At 70.2% G+C, this 19467-nt stretch carries 17 protein-coding genes; 7 read left to right on the top strand and 10 right to left on the bottom strand.

The features are described 5' to 3' along the window. Window positions 1–12 precede the first annotated feature (12 nt). The 3 genes from M3Q35_RS09675 to M3Q35_RS09685 all read right to left on the bottom strand — a co-directional run bounded on the left by M3Q35_RS09675 (window position 13) and on the right by M3Q35_RS09685 (window position 4494). A complete protein-coding gene (locus M3Q35_RS09675) occupies window positions 13–2304 on the bottom strand; it encodes a polysaccharide lyase 8 family protein (protein ID WP_273941333.1) in 2292 nt (763 codons plus the stop codon). Between the two features lie 93 nt (window positions 2305–2397). Then, window positions 2398–3435 carry a LacI family DNA-binding transcriptional regulator gene (locus M3Q35_RS09680; protein WP_273941334.1) on the bottom strand — a complete coding sequence of 346 codons (1038 nt, stop codon included), beginning with the start codon at window positions 3433–3435 and terminating at the stop codon, window positions 2398–2400. 45 nt (window positions 3436–3480) lie between these two features. Beyond that, window positions 3481–4494, bottom strand: a complete 1014-nt coding sequence (locus M3Q35_RS09685; RefSeq protein ID WP_273941335.1) for a hydroxyacid dehydrogenase — start codon at window positions 4492–4494, stop codon at window positions 3481–3483. Between the two features lie 88 nt (window positions 4495–4582). Between M3Q35_RS09685 and M3Q35_RS09690 the strand changes: the two genes are divergently transcribed. Continuing rightward, a complete protein-coding gene (locus M3Q35_RS09690) occupies window positions 4583–5353 on the top strand; it encodes a sugar phosphate isomerase/epimerase family protein (protein ID WP_273944294.1) in 771 nt (256 codons plus the stop codon). A 248-nt stretch (window positions 5354–5601) separates the two neighbouring features. Further along, a complete protein-coding gene (locus M3Q35_RS09695; protein WP_273941336.1) occupies window positions 5602–6453 on the top strand; it encodes an MEDS domain-containing protein in 852 nt (283 codons plus the stop codon). A gap of 6 nt (window positions 6454–6459) precedes the next feature. Here the strand turns inward: M3Q35_RS09695 and M3Q35_RS09700 are convergent, their stop codons facing one another. Beyond that, entirely contained in the window at window positions 6460–7143 is a 684-nt protein-coding gene (locus M3Q35_RS09700) for an HSP18 transcriptional regulator (RefSeq protein ID WP_273941337.1), read from the bottom strand. 91 nt (window positions 7144–7234) lie between these two features. Then, on the bottom strand, window positions 7235–7984 hold the full coding sequence (locus M3Q35_RS09705) for an alpha/beta fold hydrolase (RefSeq protein ID WP_273941338.1): 750 nt from the start codon (window positions 7982–7984) through the stop codon (window positions 7235–7237). A 346-nt stretch (window positions 7985–8330) separates the two neighbouring features. On the opposite strand from M3Q35_RS09705, the gene M3Q35_RS09710 reads away from it, so the two are divergent. Then, window positions 8331–9020, top strand: a complete 690-nt coding sequence (locus tag M3Q35_RS09710) for an RICIN domain-containing protein (RefSeq protein WP_273941339.1) — start codon at window positions 8331–8333, stop codon at window positions 9018–9020. A 51-nt stretch (window positions 9021–9071) separates the two neighbouring features. On the opposite strand, the gene M3Q35_RS09715 is transcribed toward M3Q35_RS09710, so the two are convergent. Further along, complete coding sequence (locus tag M3Q35_RS09715; RefSeq protein WP_273941340.1) at window positions 9072–10034, bottom strand: LLM class F420-dependent oxidoreductase; 963 nt, start codon at window positions 10032–10034, stop codon at window positions 9072–9074. A 96-nt stretch (window positions 10035–10130) separates the two neighbouring features. Here M3Q35_RS09715 and M3Q35_RS09720 point away from each other — a divergent pair, with 96 nt between their 5' ends. After that, window positions 10131–11564 (top strand): MFS transporter, encoded by a 1434-nt coding sequence (locus tag M3Q35_RS09720; RefSeq protein WP_273941341.1) that lies wholly within the window; start codon window positions 10131–10133, stop codon window positions 11562–11564. A 173-nt stretch (window positions 11565–11737) separates the two neighbouring features. Then, window positions 11738–12334, top strand: coding sequence for a hypothetical protein (locus tag M3Q35_RS09725; protein ID WP_273941342.1), 597 nt, complete (start codon window positions 11738–11740; stop codon window positions 12332–12334). Here the strand turns inward: M3Q35_RS09725 and M3Q35_RS09730 are convergent. Then, on the bottom strand, window positions 12331–13299 hold the full coding sequence (locus M3Q35_RS09730) for a TIGR03557 family F420-dependent LLM class oxidoreductase (RefSeq protein WP_273941343.1): 969 nt from the start codon (window positions 13297–13299) through the stop codon (window positions 12331–12333). The two genes, M3Q35_RS09725 and M3Q35_RS09730, sit on opposite strands and share 4 nt — an antisense overlap. Before the next feature lie 50 nt (window positions 13300–13349). Here M3Q35_RS09730 and M3Q35_RS09735 point away from each other — a divergent pair, with 50 nt between their 5' ends. Together M3Q35_RS09735 and M3Q35_RS09740 are read left to right on the top strand one after the other, a co-directional pair. Beyond that, the gene (locus tag M3Q35_RS09735; protein ID WP_273941344.1) at window positions 13350–14072 is read left to right on the top strand and encodes a hypothetical protein; all 723 of its coding nucleotides are present in this window, start codon (window positions 13350–13352) and stop codon (window positions 14070–14072) included. A 65-nt stretch (window positions 14073–14137) separates the two neighbouring features. Continuing rightward, the gene (locus M3Q35_RS09740) at window positions 14138–14296 is read left to right on the top strand and encodes a hypothetical protein (protein ID WP_273941345.1); all 159 of its coding nucleotides are present in this window, start codon (window positions 14138–14140) and stop codon (window positions 14294–14296) included. A gap of 46 nt (window positions 14297–14342) precedes the next feature. Here M3Q35_RS09740 and nrfD read toward each other — a convergent pair whose 3' ends face one another. The 3 genes from nrfD to fdh are packed head-to-tail and all read right to left on the bottom strand — an operon-like array spanning window position 14343 to window position 19251. Continuing rightward, a complete protein-coding gene (gene nrfD, locus M3Q35_RS09745) occupies window positions 14343–15224 on the bottom strand; it encodes an NrfD/PsrC family molybdoenzyme membrane anchor subunit (RefSeq protein ID WP_273941346.1) in 882 nt (293 codons plus the stop codon). Further along, on the bottom strand, window positions 15221–16003 hold the full coding sequence (locus M3Q35_RS09750) for a 4Fe-4S dicluster domain-containing protein (protein WP_273944295.1): 783 nt from the start codon (window positions 16001–16003) through the stop codon (window positions 15221–15223). Before M3Q35_RS09750 ends, nrfD begins: the two co-directional genes overlap by 4 nt. An 11-nt stretch (window positions 16004–16014) precedes the next feature. Then, window positions 16015–19251: a formate dehydrogenase gene (gene fdh / locus M3Q35_RS09755; RefSeq protein ID WP_273941347.1), complete on the bottom strand. Its 3237-nt coding sequence runs from the start codon at window positions 19249–19251 to the stop codon at window positions 16015–16017. Window positions 19252–19467: the final 216 nt, after the last annotated feature.

Consider the following 19467-nt stretch of genomic DNA (forward strand, 5'->3'; position numbering starts at 1 on the left):
GCCGGCACACGGTCACCACCGGGAGAAAGTCTGCACGTGACTGGCGCCGCGGGTGCCCGCGAGGTCGGCCTTGACCAAGATCCTCCCCTCGTAGGTCACGGTGATCGAGCCGGCGGTCTGGGTCGGATCGCTGACCGCGACGGTGAGCGCACGGCCGGTGCGCCGGATCAGCACCGAGCAGGGGGCGTCCACGGACAGCGGGCTGGCGCTGCCGGCGGCGAAGAAAGTGGCGGCGATGGTGTTGGTGACCGGGTCCTGGATCGCTTGCACCTTGGCGGTGTTGGCGATGATCCGGGGCAGCAGCCGCAGCTGCGGCTGCGCGTCGCCGGGCATCAACACGTAGCTGTACGAGGCATTGACCGGGTCCACGCCATGGTCGAACCACAAAGTCAGGTAGTCCCGGGTGATCGGCTGGGTGCTGCTGGAGGCGTTGATGTCGTGCCACGCACCGGTTCGGCTGATCCGGGCGGCGTTCACGGTCGCGCCGCCGGGGAACAGATAGCTGGCGGTGTCGCCGACAGTCGCTATGCGGGCGCGGGGGAGTTGCCGAGACCAGCCGTCGATGCGCGGCTGCTGTCGCCCGTCCACGGACAGCGCCTCGGCGGTTCGCCGATTGTCCACAATGGTCTCTACCGCCACGCCGTCGGTGGCGGTGATGCCCGCGCCGAGGCAGACCACGATATCGTCAAGGCAGAACCAGGATTTCTTGGCCACCAACGTGCTGCCCAACCCGCGGATGTCCTGGCCGAGTGCGGCGAACACGCCGTCGGTGGCGCCGCCGGCAAAGGTGGCGGCCGGCTTGGGCGCGCCCCAGGCGCCGCCGAAGCCGTCGGCGAGCTTCTTGGTCGACACGGTGGTGCCGGGCAGCCGGTACGGGTCGACGGTCGGCCAGAACCCGTCGGAGTACTGGTCGTCGGATTGCCGGTCACTTGGGCCCCACCAGTACAGCATGCCGGCTCCGGTGTGCCAGCCGCGCAGGTTCTCGCCGTTGCCGTTCTCGTAGTACGTGGTGCGGACCGAGCACATGCTGATCGCGACCGTCCACTTCGGACGCCGATGCACCGCGCGGTCCATGCCGAACACGCGATGTCCGACCGGCTCCGGCGTGCCGGACACCGTGCCGTCGGCCAGCAATGCCTGCGCTCGGGCCAACTCCGGCACGCCGACGCCCGGATCCTGAAGATACGGCTGGAACTTCTCCCGTTGCAACCAGCCCTTGACCATGGCCCGCCAGGTCGCGGTCTGCGTGGCCGTGCCGATGCCGGACTCGGCCAGCCGCAGGATGTCGGAGATCAACAGGTGTCCACGGGTGTGATCGCTCTGCGGCGTCGGATTCGCGCCCTGCCGGCCGCGGCTGATCGCCCGCCCGGACACGCCGTCCATGGCCAGCCCGTTGACGATGAACGGCGCGAACGCGTGCTGCACGGAGTCGAGCACGGTGCTGCGCAAGGGATCCGTCACGGCCCAGGTCGAGCCGGCGAGCAGCGTGAACAGCCGGCTGAAGTCGCCGAGCATGACCTCGCCGTAGGAGTTGGTGTACGGGACCCAGGTGTGCTGGATGAACGAGCCGTCGGCGTAGAGGCCGTCGCCGGTGGTGACGTACGGGAAGATCGGCGACAGTGCCGCCGACGCCGTGGCGATCTTGGCCGCGGACCGGCCGAGCACGCCGCGCAGCGCGATCACCCGGCACAGGTCGGCCCGGTTGGCCCCGGTGCTGGTGCCGCTGTAGACGGCGACGGCCGAGTCCGGCACGAAGTGGTCGACGGCAGCGCTGTACGTCGCCAGCTGGGCGGCGGTGAGCAGCGGAAACGCCAGCACGCAGGCGTCGAGCATGGCCTGCGGCGAGCCGATCTGCCAGTCCCACCAGTTGTCGTAGGTCGCGGTGGTCGGCGTGTACGCGGTCGCGACGAGCCGGTCGAGGCCCGCGGTGATCTGCGCGCCGAGTGTGGCGTCGCCGGTCAGGCCGGTGCCGGGCTGTGCGTAGGCCAACGCCATGGTGGCCAGCCGCTTGTAGCTCTGGGTGATGTTGTTGGATGCCTTGCCCAGCGGCAGATCCGGCCACAGTGTCGCGGTCATCGTCTTGGCGTGGCCGGCAGCCTGCGTGCCCAGGGCGGTCAGCGCGTCCCGGTACGGCTGGGCGGCGGGGTCGAATCCACTGCCGGTGAGCAGGTTTCGCCACCGTCCGCGCAGGGTGTCGAACTCGTCGTCGGCCATGGCGAGCGACGGCGTCGCGGCGAAGGCGGTGATCGCGGCGGCGCTGCCGAGCACGAGACGCCTGGACAGGGGTCGTCCGGAGAGTTCCATGAGGTGTCTCCCGACTGTCAGGGGAGCGCTTACGGTAAGCGGTTTCATGGATGGCCGTCAATGGGCGATGATGAGCAGCGGGAAAGCCGTTTCTCAGGGCAGCCGTGGGGCGACGGACTGCCGCACCACGATGTGTGTGCCCAGCACGACGTGCTGTGCCGGCAGGTCGGGGTCGTCGCGGTGGAGCGCGAGCCGCAGCGCCGTGCGGCCGATCTCGTCGTGCGGGATGTGCACGGTGGTCAACGCCGGATAGACGTCCTCGGCCGGGCTGAGGTCGTCGTAACCGATCACCGACACCTGGCCCGGGACGTCCACGCCGGCATCGCGCAGCGCCGCCACCGCGCCGGCCGCGACCAGGTCGTCGCAGCCGAAGATCGCGGTGAACGCCGGCCCGTCGGCCAGCAGTCGTTTCGTGGCCTGGTAGCCGAACCGCCGCACCAACGCGCCCGGAACCACCATCGCGGGATCCAGCTCCAAGCCGTAGGCGGCCATCGCCCGCCGCACCCCGGCCAGCCGTCCCGTGGTGGTCGTGTCCTCGCCGCCGCCGAGGAAGACGATCTCGCGGTGGCCGGCCGACAGCAGGTGGCTGGCGGCGGCGAAGGCGCCGCCCTCGTTGTCGTACTCCACCACCGTGACCGGCAGATCCGGCCCCGGCGACGGCCGACCACACAGCACCAGCCGGGAGTCGGCCTCGTGCAGGGCGTTGGCCAGCGCCGCCATCCGCGACCGGTACTCGGGCGTGTCCCGCACGCCGCCGATCAGGCACACCGCGCCGGTGTTCTGCTCGCGCAGCATGGACACGACGGCCAGCTCACGGTCCGGATCGCCGTCGGTCGAGCTGATCAGGCACAGCCGCTGCTCCACCGCCGCCTGCCGCTCGATGCCCCGCGCCACCGTGTTGAAGAACGGGGCCGACACGTCGGTCAGGATGATCGCGACCGTCCGCGGCTGGCGGCCCGACAGCGCCCGCGCCGCCGCGTTGACCACATAGTCCAGTTCACGGATGGCGCGCAGCACCTTCGTCCTGGTCGCGCCGGAGACAGGATGGTTGCCGCTGAGCACCCGCGACACCGTCGCCGCGGACACGCCCGCGTGCCGCGCCACATCGCTGACCGTCGCCTTCGCGCTCATCCGTCCGTCCTGTCGGAGCCTGAAGTGATCAGGACGACGTTACCCTCACGCGATGCGCGCCAGGTCCTCGACGCGCACGGCGCCGGCCAGTGGCTCGCCGGCCAGCCAGCGGCCGATCTCGGCGATCGCGAACTCGCCGAGCCGCCGGATCTCGCTGCCCAGCGCGCCGGCGATGTGCGGTGTGACAAGGACGTTGGGCCGGCTCAGCAGGGGATGGCCGGGTGGCAGCGGCTCCGGATCGGTCACGTCGAGCACCGCGTCGATACGGATGCAGTGGCGGACAAGGGCATCGGTGTCGACCAGCCCGCCGCGGGCGGTGTTGACCACCACGGCGCCGTCCCGCATCAGACCGAGACGGCGGTCGTCGATGAGCAGCCGGGTCTGGTCGAGCAGCGGGGCGTGCAGGGTGACGACGTCGGCCGCGGCGAGGAGATCATCCAGCGTTGCCAGCTCCGCGCCGAGCTGCCGGGCCGTCGACGGCGTCAGGTAGGGATCGCTGACCAGCAGCCGGAAACCGTGTTCGCGCAGCTGGGCCAGCACGAGCCGGCCGATTCGGGACGCCCCGACCACGCCGACCGTGCGACCGGCGTTGCCGGTGCCGAGGCCGGGTGGGACGTGGTGGAAGTGCCCGGCGGCGTAGTCCGCGGCCAGCCGAAAGGCCCGTTTCCCGGCCAGCAGGATCGCCGCGACGGTGTACTGCGCCACCGGCACTGCGTTCACGGCGGCGGCCGAGCTGACGTCAATGCCGCGCTGCCAGACCAGCGCGCCGAGGCCGGCTTCCTTCACGCTGCCGCCGGTGTGCACCACCAGCCGCAGCCTCGGCATTGTCGCCAGACGCCCGTCGTCCAGCACCGGCCCGCCCCAGCCACTGATGATCACCTCCGCCGCCGGCGCCGGGCCTTCGGCGAAGTCCGCCGTGCTGACCAGGCCGTCCAGTGTCGCTCTCAGGTCGGGCGGAAACACCTGGTCGCGCAGATCTGGACCGATGGCGAGCAGCGCGTGGGGGGCCGTGCGGTCAAGATCCCCACCTCTCGTCGTCTGGCATGAAACCGAATTCATAGTAGGACGAGCAGGTCAGATGGCAAGCATTGAGACTGCGATGGAAACCGATTACCATCCCGCTGTCACAGGAAGGGCGGTGAACAGCATGGTGCGGTACGCCTTCTCCACGCTCGGCGTACCTGGGCTGGAGCTCGGCTCTGTGCTGGCGTTGGCCGCCGAGCACGGCTACGACGGCGTGGAACTTCGTTGTGCCGCGGGGGAACCCGTGCACCCGGAGCTGACGCCGCCGGAGTGCGGGTCGGTGCGGCGGGCGTTCGCGCGGAACCGGATCGAGCCGATGGGACTGGCGTCGTACGTGCGAGTCGCCGAGCCTGGCGACGATGAGCGGGTGATCGACGACCTGTGCCGGCACGTCGAGCTCGCGGCGGCGCTCGACATACCGGCGGTGAGGGTGTTTCCGGGCGGGGAAGACGCCGAGGCCGCGGTCAGGCGACTGAGGGCTGCCGCCTCGATGGCCGACCAGCGTGGCGTGAGACTGTTGCTGGAAACCCACGACACGCAGCGAAGCGCGGCCGCCGTGACCGGATTGCTCGAGCGGGTCGGGCAGCCGGCGGTCGGCGCGATCTGGGACGTCCTGCACACCCATCTGGCCGGTGACGACCCTGCGCACGCGGCGGCGACGTTGCGGCCGCACCTCGGATACGTGCAGGTCAAGGACATTGTCGCGGCTGACGACCTGACCCCGGCGCGGCTCGGGACCGGGGTGCTGCCGCTGGCCCGGTCGGTCGATGCCCTGCTGGCCGCCGGCTATGACGGCTGGCTGGTCTGGGAGTACGAGGGCCGATGGTTCCCCGCCGCGCCACCGCTGCCGGCGATGCTGGCCGAGGGCCGCGAGTGGCTCGGACGGGCCGCCTGATAGCGAATTCCGTGTGTCGAATGGCGTACCGGCTGAATTCGGTGGAGATGAGAACGTTCGGCGAATGGCCCCATCGCCGCGTCCAGAAGTCGGAGTGAAACAATTCGCCGGGGAGAGTTGGTTCCGTGCCTGACGCTGTCATCGCCTCGTTGACATCGGGAATGTCATCCAGCAGACTCGTGGCGTAGCGGCGGCTTTCACGTGTTTACGGTGCTGCGCGAAATGATTCATCGGGGTAGGCTGCTGGTGTGGCGCGATCCAGCGGAATAGCGGCGAGCGCGCGCGGTCTCGGACTTCACGACCATGTTTGTTGGAGTTACGACGACGGCGACGGCTTCCGTCGCCGTGCCCGCGAGTTCCTCGCGGAGGGGCTGGCCCTGGGGCAGCGCGTCGAGTACATCGCCGACGATTCGGCCGACCGGTTGGCGGCGGACCTGCGCAAGAACGCCGACCTGGGGCAGGCGCTGCGAGCCGGGGCGGCGCGCGTGGTCGCAGCCCGGGATCTCTACCCGCCCGACGCCGTGATCGAGCCGGCGGAGCAGGTCGCGGCCTACGCGGCGGCAACCGAAAAAGCGCTGTCCGACGGCTACACCGGCCTGCGCGTCGCGATCGACGTGACGGGTCTGGCTCGGAAGCCGAGGCAGCGCGAGGCTTTCGCCCGCTACGAGCACCTCATCGACCAGTACATGACCACGCGGCCGTTCGCGGCGTTGTGCGGCTACCACCGCCCCGAGCTGGGTGAGCACACGGTGGCCGAGCTGGCTTGCCTGCACCCCACGACCAACAGCCGTACCGCGCCTTTCCGGCTCTACGCGTCGACCGACGGCGAGTACTCGGCCGAGCTCGCCGGGGAGCTGGATCTCATGGGCGCCGAGCTCTTCCCGCTGGCCCTGCGCCGCACGCGTCCCAGCGCGCGCCGCGGCCGCGTGCTGCTCGACGCGGCCAGGGTGAGCTTCGTGGACCACCGGAGCTTGATCGCGCTGGACGACCACGCGCGCGAACACGGCACGACGGTGGTGCTGCGCACCGGTTTGTCCACGCCGGCGCGGGTGATCGCCGCGTTGCAGCTCAGGTCCGTACGGGCCGAGGCCGCCGGCTGACCGGTGTCAGCTCGAAGGCCGCCGTGCCTGCTCGCCCTCGTCGGTGACGGCCTCGATGCGGTCGGCGAGATCGGGATGGCTGGCGTGCAGGTGCCGAAACGCGTCGGTGAGCGGGCCGAGCAGGGTGGCCGAGTCGGCGTCGCCGAGCGCCGCCGTGACCATGTCGATGTGCTGCTGGGCGTCGCCGACGAGCGTCTGGTCGCCGTCGAGGGCGCTGACCAGTGCTGCCAGCTTGCGCAGGCCGATCGCGTTGTCCCGCGCCCACTTCGTGACGGCCCGGTCCCCGGCGCGGCGGTCGCGCTCGGCCCGGACGCGCTGCTCGCCGGTGGTCGCGGAGCCGGTGTCGTCCGGCCGTAGTCGCAGGTAGCGGCGCTCGGCGGCCTGCCGGCTGGCCACGCCGAGCGCGGGGGCCAGCTGGATCCAGCTCGCGCCGTGGGCACGGGCGGCGGCGATCAGCCGCGGCTCCCAGTCGGCCAGCTCGTCGCGCAGGTGGCGCAGCAGCGTGAGCGCGGCCAGCGCGTCGGCCAGCGCCTTCTCGTCCTGGTCCGGGTGCTCGGGCTGGTGGTGGGTGACCTGGTTGATCAGTCCGAGGTCGGTCACGGCCTCGTCGCCGTCGTGCGTGTCCGGCTCGGCCGGCCGGTCCACCAGCCACTGGCGCGCCTGCTCGCGCTCAGTGCCCTCGTCCGCCATGTCATCCCTCCGTTGACCCATGGCCTGTCATCTCATGGATGACATCTTAAGGGCGTAGGGGTCACCGTGCAGCAGGGCGAGAGGGAAAATCCTAGAAGGTCAGCGGTCGGCGAACCTTGGCCGTCCACTTCGCGAGCAGCGGACCCAGTGCCGTGTAGACGGCCGGGTCGAACGCCATGCCGGTGTGCGTGCTGGCGACCTCTACGCAGGTGGCGTACGGGTCGAGGCACAGCTGCCACGGGGCGATGGCGTCGTTGCGCGAGTAGAAGGCGACGGCCGGCACCTCGGGCGGCAGCGCGGCTCGAAGGGCCTCGGAGTTGACGGTGTAGCAGTCGCCGCGGAAGCAGTCGTCGTCGAGCAGGCCGCGGATGCCGAGCGCGGACAGGCGGGCCAGCATCCGGGCGACCGGGATGACGCCCAGCCGTGCGCCGAGCAGGTCCAGCACCGGGCTGCCGAGCATCACCAGGCCACGCACCAGTTCCGGCCGCCGGGCCGCGACGAGCCGGGCCAGCGCGCCGCCCCGGCTCTGGCCGAGCAGGACGACCTTGCCGCCGGTCGCCATGGTGTGGGCCACCAGGCGGGCCTCGATCCGGTCGACCAGTGTGGACGTGCAGCCGACGTCCAGGCCGATACCGGCCGGCAGCGGGCGGTATCCCCGTGCGGCCAACCACTTTCCGGTCAGCGACAGTCCGATGTCACCGACACCGAAGCCCGGCACCAGCAGCACTCCCGCGCCGCGGCCCAGTGTCGGGTCGGCGACGCGCCAGGCCGCGTGCCGCAGCAGCGCCGGCACGCCCAGCGCCGCGACCAGTGCCTGCTCGCGGGCGTAACTCCGCGCCATCTCGAGCACCTTGCGGACGTTCATGCCGTGGAATACCCCGAAAAGCCGGTGCGAATCGACCGGCCGGCGCAGGCACTCGTCAGAGCGAACTTGCCGCTCGAAATCCCGGGACGGCGGGCCCAACATCCACTAGGCTGGTGCGGTCCAGGACTTCCTGGCCACGCAGGTGATTCGGGGGGAACACCATGCCAGCAGTCGACCGGCCCCGGCCGCATACACGGCGCATCGGCGCCGCCTGTTCGACGTCAGCTGACCGCGCGTAAACCTCGCTTCGACCACCACCCGACAGCCCGTACGGGCTGCCGTGTGCTGCCGTGCGCCCCGTCACTCAACCAGAGAGGGAAATATGAACAAGTTCGTCTCCGCGCTCGCGGTCCTGACCGTCGGCGGCACCGTGCTGGCCAGTGGCGTCGCCACTGCCGCCGCGGCGCCGGTCAGCTCCAACGCCCACAAGCCGCACAACGTCGCGAGAAGCACTGCGGCGGCGCACGGCAAGGCGTCCACGCTGAAGTCGACCACGGCGGGCAAGGCGCAGGCCAAGGCCGCGACGCCGAAGCTCGACGCCAATGCCTCCGTCGTGCTGAAGCAGTACAACTTCCTCAGCTACCGCGCGCTGGACGCCGACACCGACACGCTCGGCGCCAACGGCACCCGCGTGCAGCTGTGGGACGACGCCGGCAGCGACGCCGCCAACCAGACGTGGGTCTACACCGGCACCGACACCGCCGGCCTGTACAAGATCAACAACCTGGCCAGCGGCCGCGCCCTCGACGCCGACTCGGACACCCTCGGCGGCAACGGCACGGTCGTGCAGCTGTGGGACGACCTGGGCAACGGCCAGGCCAACCAGCTGTGGTGGCTGATCGACACCGGTTACTACGACGTCGACAGCGGCAATGAGCTGTACAAGTGGCAGAACTACGCCAGCGGCCGGGTGCTCGACGCCGACTCGGACACCGTCGCCGACAACGGCACCACCGTGCAGCTGTGGGACGACCTCGGCGTGGACGCGTTCAACCAGGACTGGGAGTTCTGAGTCTTAGCGCGAACAACGGGGTGTGGGGCCGACGGCCTCACACCCCGTTCGTCAGTTGCCGCGCAGCGCCGGCAGCAGCTCGTCACGGGCGAAGGTGAAGAACTCGTCCTGGTGCTGGCCGCCGATCTGGACCAGGGCGACGTCGGTGAACCCGGCGTCCAGGAACTCCGTGACGGCATCGACGATCGGCTTCACGTCCGGTCCGCACGGGATCGCGGCGGCGACGTCGTCCGGCCGCACGTACTGCGTGGCGGCGGCGAAAGCGGCGGGACCGGGAAGCTCGGAGTTGACCTTCCAGCCGCCGCCGAACCAGCGGAACTGCTCGTGCGCGCGCTGAACCGCGGCTTCCTCGTCACGGTCGAAGCAGATCGGCAGCTGGCCGATGATCCGCTCGGCGTCCGGCGCGGCCTTTCGCCACGCCTGGCACAGCGCCTTGTCCGGCTCGACGGCGATCATCAGGTCGGCGCTGGGCGCGAACAGCTCGACCGACTGCGGCCCCGACACGGCCACGCCGACTGGAACCCGCTGCTCGGGCAGGTCCCACAGCTTGGCCGAGTCGACCCGGAAGTGCTTGCCGGTGAAGTCGAGGTGGCCGCCGTTGAACAGCCGCGAGATGATCTCCAGAGCCTCGCTCAGCATCTCGTGCCGCACGTTGACCGGCGGCCAGCCGCGGCCGATCACGTGCTCGTTGAGGTTCTCCCCGGCGCCGAGGCCGAGGGTGAACCGGTTGTCCGACAACAACTGGACGGTCGCCGCCTGCTGGGCCACGACCGTCGGGTGGTAGCGCATGGTCGGGCAGGTGACGTAGGTCATCAGGCGTACCCGCTCGGTGGCCCGGGCGATCGCGCCGAGCACGGCCCAGGCGTTGGGCGCGTGGCCCTGCTCGGTCAGCCAGGGGAAGTAGTGGTCGCTGATCACCTCGAAGTCGAAGCCGGCCTGCTCGGCCCGCACGGCGTGCTCGACGAGCTCGCGCGGCCCGGCCTGTTCCGTCATCAGGGTGTAGCCGATCATCACGAACCTCTCCCGGGTGGACGTCTGTTCGGCCCGGATACCCGAACGTCGGGGACATAAGCCGGATTGTGCCGACGGCCGGCGGGGTAGCCGGTGCCCATGACGACCACAGACGTCCCGGCCCGGATGGATCGGCTGCCGTGGTCGCGGTGGCACTGGACGGTCCTGATCGGGCTGGGCACGGTGTGGATCCTGGACGGCCTCGAGGTCACCATCGTCGGCGCGCTGGGGGAGCGGCTGACCGATCCGGGCAGCGGCCTGCACCTGACCGAGACCGAGGTCGGGCTGGCCGCGTCCTGCTACGTGATCGGGGCCGTGCTGGGCTCGCTCGGCTTCGGCTATCTGACCGACCGGCTGGGCCGCAAGAAGCTCTTCCTCGTCACGCTGGCGCTGTACCTGGCCGCGACCGTGCTGACGGCGTTCTCGTTCAACCCGATCTGGTTCTTCGCGATGCGGTTCCTCACCGGGGCCGGCGTCGGCGGCGAGTACGCGGCGATCAACTCGGCCATCGACGAGCTGGTCCCGGCCCGCCTGCGCGGCCGCGTCGACCTGCTGGTCAACGGCTCGTACTGGCTGGGCGCGGGTGCCGGCGCGGCCCTGACCCTGCTGCTGTTGAACCCGGCCCTGTTCGCGGAGAACCTGGGCTGGCGGCTGGCTTTCGGCCTCGGGGCCGTGCTCGGCGTCGGCATCCTGCTGGTACGCCGCACCGTGCCGGAGAGCCCGCGCTGGCTGTTCACCCACGGTCGGGCCAAGGAGGCCGATCGGCTGGTCGGCGAGATCGAGGAGCAGGTGTCGGCGCAGACCGGCCAGAAGCTCGAGCCCGTGCACGACACGATCGACGTGCACGAGCGGGACAGCAACGGTTTCGGCGTCATCGGCCGCACGCTGGTGCGGAAGTATCCCCGGCGCACGCTGCTCGGGCTCGGGCTGTTCGTCGGGCAGGCGTTCCTGTACAACGCGGTGTACTTCACGCAGGCGTTGGTGCTGGCCAAGTTCTTCGGCATCTCCGGCACGAGCGTCGGCGGCTTCCTCATCCCGCTGGCCGCCGGCAGCCTGCTCGGGCCGCTGGTGCTCGGCCGGCTGTTCGACACCGTCGGCCGCCGGGCGATGATCGCCGCCACCTATCTCGGCTCGGGCCTGCTGCTGGTCGTGACGGCCGTGCTGTTCGAGCAGAACCTGTTGTCCGCGTGGACGTTGACCATCGCCTGGAGCGTGGTGTTCTTCCTGGCCTCGGCCGGCTCCAGCGCCGCCTACCTGACCGTGTCGGAGATCTTCCCGCTGGAGATACGGGCCATGGCGATCGCCCTGTTCTACTCCGTGGGCACGGGTCTTGGCGGCATCATCGGGCCGGTGCTGTTCGGCAGCCTGGTGTCCACCGGCAGTGTGGCCATGGTGGCCATCGGCTACTACCTGGGCGCGGCCGTGATGATGGCCGGCGGCGTCATCGAGCTGTTCATCGGCGTGGAGGCGGCGCAGAAGTCGTTGGAGGACATCGCCAGCCCGCTGTCGGCCGAGGAGCCCGAGGCCGCGTGACATGATCGTCAACTGACAACGGGTGTGAAACCCTTGCCGGCCGGGAATCCCACGGTACAACGGTCCATTTGGGACCGTCTGACAGCCAGGGGTTCGACGTGGTTGCACGCAGCGAGCGGAGACGGACCGCGCTGTTCATTCCCAGTCAGGTGATGCGGGTTCGCCCCGGTCGGGTGACCGTGGGCACTGACGGTTCGTACTGGGGACAGCTGGCCCTGGGCTGGGCGGTGCGCCATGCCCACCGCGCCGGGCTGGAGCTGGACGTCTACGAGGCCGACCGGCGGTTCGAGCTGATCCCGGCCGACCTGCCGGCCGACATCGGCACCGGCTCGGCGCTGCGGTCGTATCCGATGCTTCCGGTCCGGATCCGCAGCAGCGGACCCGACCCGGCGGCAGCGCTGCTGGAGGCCGCGACCGAGACCGGACTGCTCGTGGTCGGTTGCCGTGGCCAGCACAAATGCCACCTCGGCGTCGGCCACCACGCCCTGTTGCTGGCCCAGACCGCGACCTCCGACGTCGTTGTCGTTCGGGGCCGGCCGCAGGCCGTGCACGGCGAGTTCCGCAAGGTCACGGCCTGGGTGGGGGAGGACGACACCATCGTTTCCCGGGCGCGGGAGTGTGCCCGGGCCACCCGGTCGGTGCTGGAGATCGTGCGGCAGGAACCCGGTGGAGGGGTCCCGGATACGACCGACCTGGTCGTGGTGCGGCGCGGTCCGTCCGTCCGAACCGCGCTGCACCACGCCACCTGCCCGGTGTACGTCGTCAGCTAGACCGGCGTGAGCTCGGGCAGCTCACGCAGCACGTGCTCGGTCCAGAACTCGAAGAACTGGTCCTGGTCGGGCCCGATCTGCTGGATGTAGACCTCGTCGTAGCCAGCGTCGATGAAGGTGCGGAGCTGGTCGAGGTAGCGCTTCGGATCGGGCCCGCACGGCACCGCCTCGGCGACCATGTCCGGCGTGACCAGGGTGCTGGCCTGCTCGAAGTGCCGCGGCGTCGGCAGCACCTGGGCCAGCTCGCCGGGCAGCTGCTCGTTGGGCCACAACCGGTGGGCGGTTTCGATCGCCTCACGCTCGTCGGGCGCGTAGCACACCTTGAAACCGCCCTGCGCCGGCCTGCTGCCGCCGCCGGACTCGCGGAACGTGTCGATCAGCTCCGGATTCGGCTGCACGCAGGCGAATCCGTCGCCGATCCGGCCGGCCAGGGTGGCGGCCTTGGGGCCGAAGCCGGAGACGTAGATCGGCACCGGGTCGGCCGGCCGCGTGAAGATCTCGGCCTGCTCCACCGTGTAGTGCTGGCCGTGATGGGTGACCGGGCCACCCTTGTGCAGCTTGCGGATCACCTCGACGGCTTCCTCCAACATGGACAGTCGCACGTCGGCGGTCGGCCAGGCGTCGCCGAAGATGTGCTCGTTCAGTGCTTCGCCGCTGCCCACGCCGAGCGTGAACCGGCCTTCGCACTGGACGGCGGCCGTAGCCGCCGCCTGGGCCAGCACGGCCGGGTGGATCCGCACGGTCGGGCAGGTGACCGCGGTCGTGATCGGCAGCGTCGTGCGCTCGGACAGCGCGCCGATGACCGACCACACGAACGGGCTGTTGCCCTGCTCGTGGTTCCACGGGTGGTAGTGGTCGGAGATCCACAGCCGGCTGAAGCCCGCGCGTTCGGCGAGGGTCGCCTGGCGCACCAGCTCCCGGGGGCCGAACTCCTCGCTGGACAGGAAGTAACCGATACTCACCATGTCGTGCCGGGTACCCGGCGGATTCCGGTCGAACCGGGTTAGGCTCGGCCATGGACCTGGACGAGGCGATGGACCGGCTCTACGGGCGGCCGCGGGCGGAGTTCATCGCCGCGCGGGACAAGCTGGCCAAGTCCCAGCCGGGGTTGGCCGACCGCATCCGCAAGCTGCGCAAGCCCACCGTCGCCGCGTGGCAGGCCAACCACCTCTCCCGGACCCGCCGCAAGGACATCGCCGCCCTGGTCGACATCGGCCGTCAGCTGCGGGCCGCGCAGGAAAGTCTGAACGGTCCCGAGCTCCGTGAGCTGTCCGGCCGGCGGGCCGGCGCCCTGGACAAGCTCGTGGCGCGGCTACCCGATGCCGCCCCCGACCTGCGGGAGCTGCTGGAACGTTCCATCGCCGACCCTGCCGCCGCCGACGACCTGCTGGCTGGCCGCTTGGTGACCATGCCCGAGACCACCGGCTGGGGCTTTGGCGACGCCCCGCTCGTGGCCAGCACTGCTCCCGTCGACCGCAAGCGCGCCGAGGAACGCCGCCGCGCCCAGCAGGCCTTCGACGACGCCACGGCCGCGTCAGAGGAGGCCCAGCAGCAGCTCGACGCCGCTGAGGCCGAGTTGCAGTCGCGTACCGACCATGTGCAGCGGCTCCAGAACGACCTGGTTGAGGCCCGCCGCGCCCGGGACGCCGCCGCCACCGCGGCAAAGGAGCGTCGGCAGGAGGTTCAGCGCCGCGCCAAGGACGTGCGGACGGCGGAAGCCAGGCTTGCCGGCTTGTAGCTGTTTGATCATCAGACGGAGCGGGTATCTCAAGGTTCCCTGAATGTCCTCCACGGAGGTGTCTGATGCTTGGTCTTATCGGTCTGCTGCTGGTGATCTGGCTGGTGTGCGCCGTTGTCGGCGCGGTGGTGAAGGGCCTGGTATGGCTGCTGATCCTCGGCGTCGTGCTGTTCGTCATCACCGCGGTGGTGGGCTGGGTGAAGCGCGAGGCGCTACGCCGCTGAGGCCGGTCGTCGTCGGCCGCCACTGAGTGGCGGCCGACGACCTGCCTCAGGATTTCTGTGGCGTGACGGTGTATTTCGGGTCCTCGGCGGATTGCACGCCGGCCTGGAACAGGCCGAGCCTGGTGCACGCGGAGCCGGCCAACAACGCCGCCCCGGCAACGGTTGCGGCGATGCGGCTGCGACGGCCCAGCAGCGCACCGGTGATCGCGCCGCCGATGGTCAACACCTCGGCCGCCTTCAGCAGTGTGCCGGCCTTTCCCTCATGATGGGTCTCGGCAATCATACCGAGTCGTGACCGCATCCGGTGCATGGCAAGGGTTTCCAACGCCGTGCCGAACACGGCGGCCCTCCGCGCCGGACCGGCTTCGGCCGGCGAAGCGGCGATCATGCCCAGTCCGGCCGCCGCCGTCGCCGCCGAGCCGACGAACACGAACGGCATCTCCCGATATCCGTTGTGCCAGGCGGGCGTGGCCGTGTCGGAGATCAGCACGGCCGTGTACGAGGCAACCGCCGGCCCCAGCAGACCCGCCCCGATGGTCGCCGCCCGGCCAACTCCCGGCAGGATCCCGGTGACCGCGGTCGCCGCCGCGACGCCCGCCGCCGGACCGTATCCGGCCAGCAGCCACGATCCGACGCTCATCGGCGAGGTCGGCTTGACCACCCGCAGCATGTTCACGAACCGGCCCGGCCGACCCAGATCGTGCACCAGCGCCGCCGCCGACGCCGAGATCGCCCCCAGCGCGGCAATCTTCCCTGCCCGCGCCAGCCCCGGCCTTGCGGTCAGCTCTGCCCCGGCGGCCAGCACAGAGGACGCCCCGGCCAGCCCGCCCAGGAACAGGTAGCCACCGATGTCCACCGGCGACCACACCGGCGCTTTGACCACCGGCCGGCCGTAGTACGACACCGGCCGTTCCTTCTCGCCCTTCATCGCCGGCCTCCGAAGAACGTGGCCGCCAGGCCGACCAACAGCGTCGCGGCGGCGACCCCGGCATGCCGCCACATCGACGGCAGATCCCTTGTCGTGACAACGGGATCCGGCGGCAGGCCGTAGACCTCGGGCTCGTCCAACAGCAGGAAGAACGCGCCGGCACCGCCCACGCCGTCGGCCGGATTCTCGCCATACAGCTGAGCGGCGTCCATGCCTTGCTCGTGAAGCTCCTCGAGCCGGCCGGCGGCCCGTTCCCGTAGCTCGTCGAGCTCGCCGAACTGGATGGAGTCGGTCGGGCATGCCTTGGCGCAGGCCGGTTCCTGCCCGGCGCCGAGCCGGTCGTAACACATGGTGCACTTGAAGACGCGGCCGTCGTCGGGACGTTGGTCGATCACCCCGTACGGGCAGGCCGGCACGCAATAGCCGCAGCCGTTGCACACGTCCTCCTGCACGACGACCGTGCCGAACTCGGTCCGGAACAGCGCGCCGGTCGGGCAGACGTCCAAGCACGCGGCGTGCGTGCAGTGCTTGCACACGTCCGAGGACATCAGCCACTGAAAGTCCGGAGTGGACTGTCCAACCGTCGGCATTCCCAGATCTACGGCCGGCTTTTCGATAAAAGCGACGTGCCGCCAGGTGTCGGCGCCGAGCCCGCCGGTGTTGTCGAACGAGTTCCCGGTGAAGTTCAGGCCGTCCTCGGGGACGGCGTTCCACTCCTTGCACGCGACCTCGCACGCCTTGCATCCGATGCAGACGCTGGTGTCGGTGAAAAAGCCCATCCGCGCCACGCTCACACCTCCATACCCGTCTGGTCGGTGATGCCGGCCCGCTGCTGGTAGTCGCGGACGAGATCCACCCGGGCGGCCCCGCGCGGCCGACGCCCGGGCCGGATGTCGGCGGTCACCGCCTTGTCCTCCTGGATGTGCGCGTTCGGATCCAACGCGATCGCGGTGAGCTCGTTGGCGGCGTCGCCCTTGGACAGGCCGTTGGGACCCCAGTGGAAGGGCAGCCCGATCTGGTGCACCTGCCGACCGAGCACGGTCAACGTGGGAATTCGGTCGGTCACCAGCACCCGTGCTTCGATCGCGTTGCGGGCGGTGACGATCGTCGCCCAGTCACCGTGTTCCAGCCCGCGTTCCTCGGCCAGAGCCGGTGACACCTCGCAGAAGAACTCCGGTTGCAGCTCGGCCAGATACGGCGTCCAGCGCGTCATACCACCGGCGGTGAAATGCTCGGTCAGCCGATATGTCGTGACCACGTAAGGGAAGACCGGCGATCCGGTGGGGTGGTAGCGGTTGTGCTCGCCGTCGAACACCAGCCGGCTGGGACCGCGCTGCTGCGCGTAGAGGGCATTGGCGAACGGGGAGTCCTGTGGCTCGTAGTGCGTCGGCAGCGGGCCGTCGTCCAGCCCGGCCGGCGCGTACAGCCAGCCCTTGCCGTCGCCCTGCATGATGAACGGATCCTTGCCGCTCAACGCATCCGAGCCGCGAGCGTCCTCATCGGGCTCGTAGTCCGGCAACTTGTCGGTGTCGAAGTCGGGCACGTCGTGGCCGGTCCACTGCTCGCCGTCCCACCAGACCAGGCTCTTCCTGTCGCTCCAGGGCTTTCCGTCCGGATCGGCCGACGCGCGGTTGTACAGGATGCGCCGGTTGGCCGGCCAGGCCCACGCCCACTCCGCGGCGATCCAGTCCTGCTCCTGGCCCGGTTTGTGGCGGGCCGCCTGGTTGACGCCGTCGGCGTAGACGCCGCAGTAGATCCAGCAGCCGCACGTCGTCGAACCGTCGTCCTTGAGCTCCTTGTACGAGCCCAGGTGCTTGCCGTCCGGCCCGAAGCCGTTGATCTCGGCCAGCACCGCCGCCGCGTCCGGGTCAGCGGTCTCACCGACCACCGGGTAGTCCCAGGTCAGGTCGAGCACGGGCCGGTCACGGGGATCGGTGGAGCCGGCCAGCTCGGCCCGGATGAGCCGGCCCAGGTGGAACATGAACCACAGGTCGCTGCGGGCGTCGCCGGCCGGCTCGACGGCCTGCTCGTGCCACTGCACCCAGCGGTTGGTGTTGGTGAAGGTGCCGGACTTCTCGGTGTGCGCGGCGGCCGGGAAGAAGAACACCTCGGTGGCGATGTCGGCGGTGCGCAGCTCGCCGGACTCGATCTCCGGGCCGTCCTGCCACCAGGTGGCGCTCTCGATCAGCGAGAAGTCCCGTACCACCAACCAGTCCAGCTTGGCCATGCCCAGCCGCTGCATCTTCGCGTTGGCCGAGCCGACGGCCGGGTTCTCTCCCATCAGGAAGTAGCCCTTGCAGCGGCCGGCCAGCTGCTCCCGCACGGTGTCGTAGGTGGCGTGCGAGCCGGTGATGCGGGGCAGGTAGTCGAAGCAGAAGTCGTTGTCCGCGGTGGCCTTCTCGCCCCACCAGGCCTTGAGCAGGCTGACCAGGTACGACCGCATGTACGCCCAGTAGCCGGTCTCGGCCGCGTCCGCCGCGACGAAGTCGTCCAGCGACTCGTCGGCGTGCGCGTGCGGCATCGGGATGTAGCCGGGCAGCAGGTTGAACAGGGTCGGGATGTCGCTGGAGCCCTGGATGCTGGCGTGGCCGCGCAGCGCCTGGATGCCGCCGCCGGGACGGCCGATGTTGCCCAGCAGCAGTTGCAGGATCGACGCGGTGCGGATGTACTGCGCGCCAACGGTGTGCTGGGTCCAGCCGACGGCGTAGGCGAAGGAGCTGGTGCGGTCCCGGCCGGAGTTCTCGGTCAGCACGTCGCAGACCGCCTGGAACTTCTCCACCGGCGTGCCACAGATGTCGGCCACCATTTCCGGCGTGTAGCGGGCGTAGTGGCGCTTGAGGATCTGGAACACGCAGCGCGGGTGTCGCAGCGTCGGGTCGGTCCGCGGTCTGCCGCTGAGGCCCACGCCGCCGGAGCCGCGTCCCTCGGCCTTGCCGGCCTTGTGCTGGCTCGATCCGCCGCTGCTGTGCTGCTCGTAGCCCTCGTCCCGGTCGCCGGTGGCCGCGGTCATCTCGACGCCCTCGTACTGCCAGGTGTCGAAGTCGTAGTGCCGGGTCTCGGCGTTGAAGCCGGAGAAGAGGCCGTCGAGGTCCTCGGTGTCGCGGAAGTCCTCGCGCACGATGGCGGCGGCGTTGGTGTAGTTGACCACGTAGTCGTGGAAGTACTTGTCCGTGCTCAGCACGTGGTTGATCACGCCGCCGAGGAAGGCGATGTCGGTGCCCGGCCGGATCGGCACGTACAGGTCGGCCAGCGCGCTGGTGCGGCTGAACCGGGGGTCGACGTGGATGACCTTCGCCCCGCGGGCCTTGGCCTCCATCACCCATTGGAAGCCGACCGGGTGCGCCTCGGCGAAGTTCGAGCCCTGGATGACGATGCAGTCGGAGTGTTGGAGGTCCTGGAGGAACATCGTCGCGCCGCCGCGGCCGAAGGACGTGCCGAGGCCGGCCACCGTGGCGCTGTGGCAGACCCGGGCCTGGTTCTCCACCTGGATCACGCCCAGTGCCGTGAACAGCTTCTTGATGAGGTAGTTCTCCTCGTTGTCCAGGGTGGCGCCGCCCAGGCTGGCCAGCCCCATGGTGCGGGCCACGCGGACGCCGTCCTGCTCGTCCTGCCAGCCTTCGGCGCGGGCCTTGAGCACCCGGTCGGCGACCATCTCCATGGCCTGGTCCAGCGGGATCTCCTGCCAGTCGGCGGCATGCGGGGCCCGGTAGAGCACCTTGTGCCGCCGCGACCGTCCGGTGGTGAGCTGGAGGCTGGCCGAGCCCTTCGGGCAGAGCCGACCGCGGCTGACCGGGGAGTCCGGGTTGCCCTCGATCTGCACGACCTTCTCGTCCTTGACGTACACGTTCTGGCCACAGCCCACCGCGCAATACGGGCAAACCGACTTCACCACCCGGTCCGCCGTCGCAGTCCGCGCCGTCAGCCGTTCCGTCGTCGGCGACTTCACCGCCGAGCCGCGGCCCAGCGGGTCGTCGCCGTGCAGTTGCCGGTACACCGGCCAGCCCTCGATCCACCGGCGAACGCCCACAGCTGGCTCCTCGGCTCGACAACAGATGGCCGGGGCTACCCGATACGCGGCCGGCTATGCCTGGCCGGTTAACTCTTGACGATCCATGTCGGACCCGGCCGGCCCGTGCCATCATGGTGGTTGTGAATCATCTTCACGTTCAACCGGTCCTCCTGGAGTTGGCGAGTGCACGGCGGCGGACGAACCGCCGCAGATGTGTATCGCAGTAGGAGGACC

The organism is Kutzneria chonburiensis (assembly GCF_028622115.1).
GTDB classification, from domain to species: Bacteria; Actinomycetota; Actinomycetes; order Mycobacteriales; family Pseudonocardiaceae; genus Kutzneria; species Kutzneria chonburiensis.

Bases quoted from the DNA above. Each gene is read 5' to 3' on its own strand.
- M3Q35_RS09710 (WP_273941339.1), top strand. From the start codon at position 8,331: ATGAACAAGTTCGTCTCCGCGCTCGCGGTCCTGACCGTCGGCGGCACC.
- M3Q35_RS09730 (WP_273941343.1), bottom strand. From the start codon at position 13,299: ATGGTGAGTATCGGTTACTTCCTGTCCAGCGAGGAGTTCGGCCCCCGG.
- M3Q35_RS09735 (WP_273941344.1), top strand. From the start codon at position 13,350: ATGGACCTGGACGAGGCGATGGACCGGCTCTACGGGCGGCCGCGGGCG.
- nrfD (WP_273941346.1), bottom strand. From the start codon at position 15,224: ATGAAGGGCGAGAAGGAACGGCCGGTGTCGTACTACGGCCGGCCGGTG.
- M3Q35_RS09740 (WP_273941345.1), top strand. From the start codon at position 14,138: ATGCTTGGTCTTATCGGTCTGCTGCTGGTGATCTGGCTGGTGTGCGCC.
- M3Q35_RS09685 (WP_273941335.1), bottom strand. From the start codon at position 4,494: ATGAATTCGGTTTCATGCCAGACGACGAGAGGTGGGGATCTTGACCGC.
- M3Q35_RS09690 (WP_273944294.1), top strand. From the start codon at position 4,583: ATGGTGCGGTACGCCTTCTCCACGCTCGGCGTACCTGGGCTGGAGCTC.
- M3Q35_RS09705 (WP_273941338.1), bottom strand. From the start codon at position 7,984: ATGGCGCGGAGTTACGCCCGCGAGCAGGCACTGGTCGCGGCGCTGGGC.
- M3Q35_RS09720 (WP_273941341.1), top strand. From the start codon at position 10,131: ATGACGACCACAGACGTCCCGGCCCGGATGGATCGGCTGCCGTGGTCG.
- M3Q35_RS09680 (WP_273941334.1), bottom strand. From the start codon at position 3,435: ATGAGCGCGAAGGCGACGGTCAGCGATGTGGCGCGGCACGCGGGCGTG.
- M3Q35_RS09675 (WP_273941333.1), bottom strand. From the start codon at position 2,304: ATGGAACTCTCCGGACGACCCCTGTCCAGGCGTCTCGTGCTCGGCAGC.
- M3Q35_RS09750 (WP_273944295.1), bottom strand. From the start codon at position 16,003: ATGGGCTTTTTCACCGACACCAGCGTCTGCATCGGATGCAAGGCGTGC.
- M3Q35_RS09700 (WP_273941337.1), bottom strand. From the start codon at position 7,143: ATGGCGGACGAGGGCACTGAGCGCGAGCAGGCGCGCCAGTGGCTGGTG.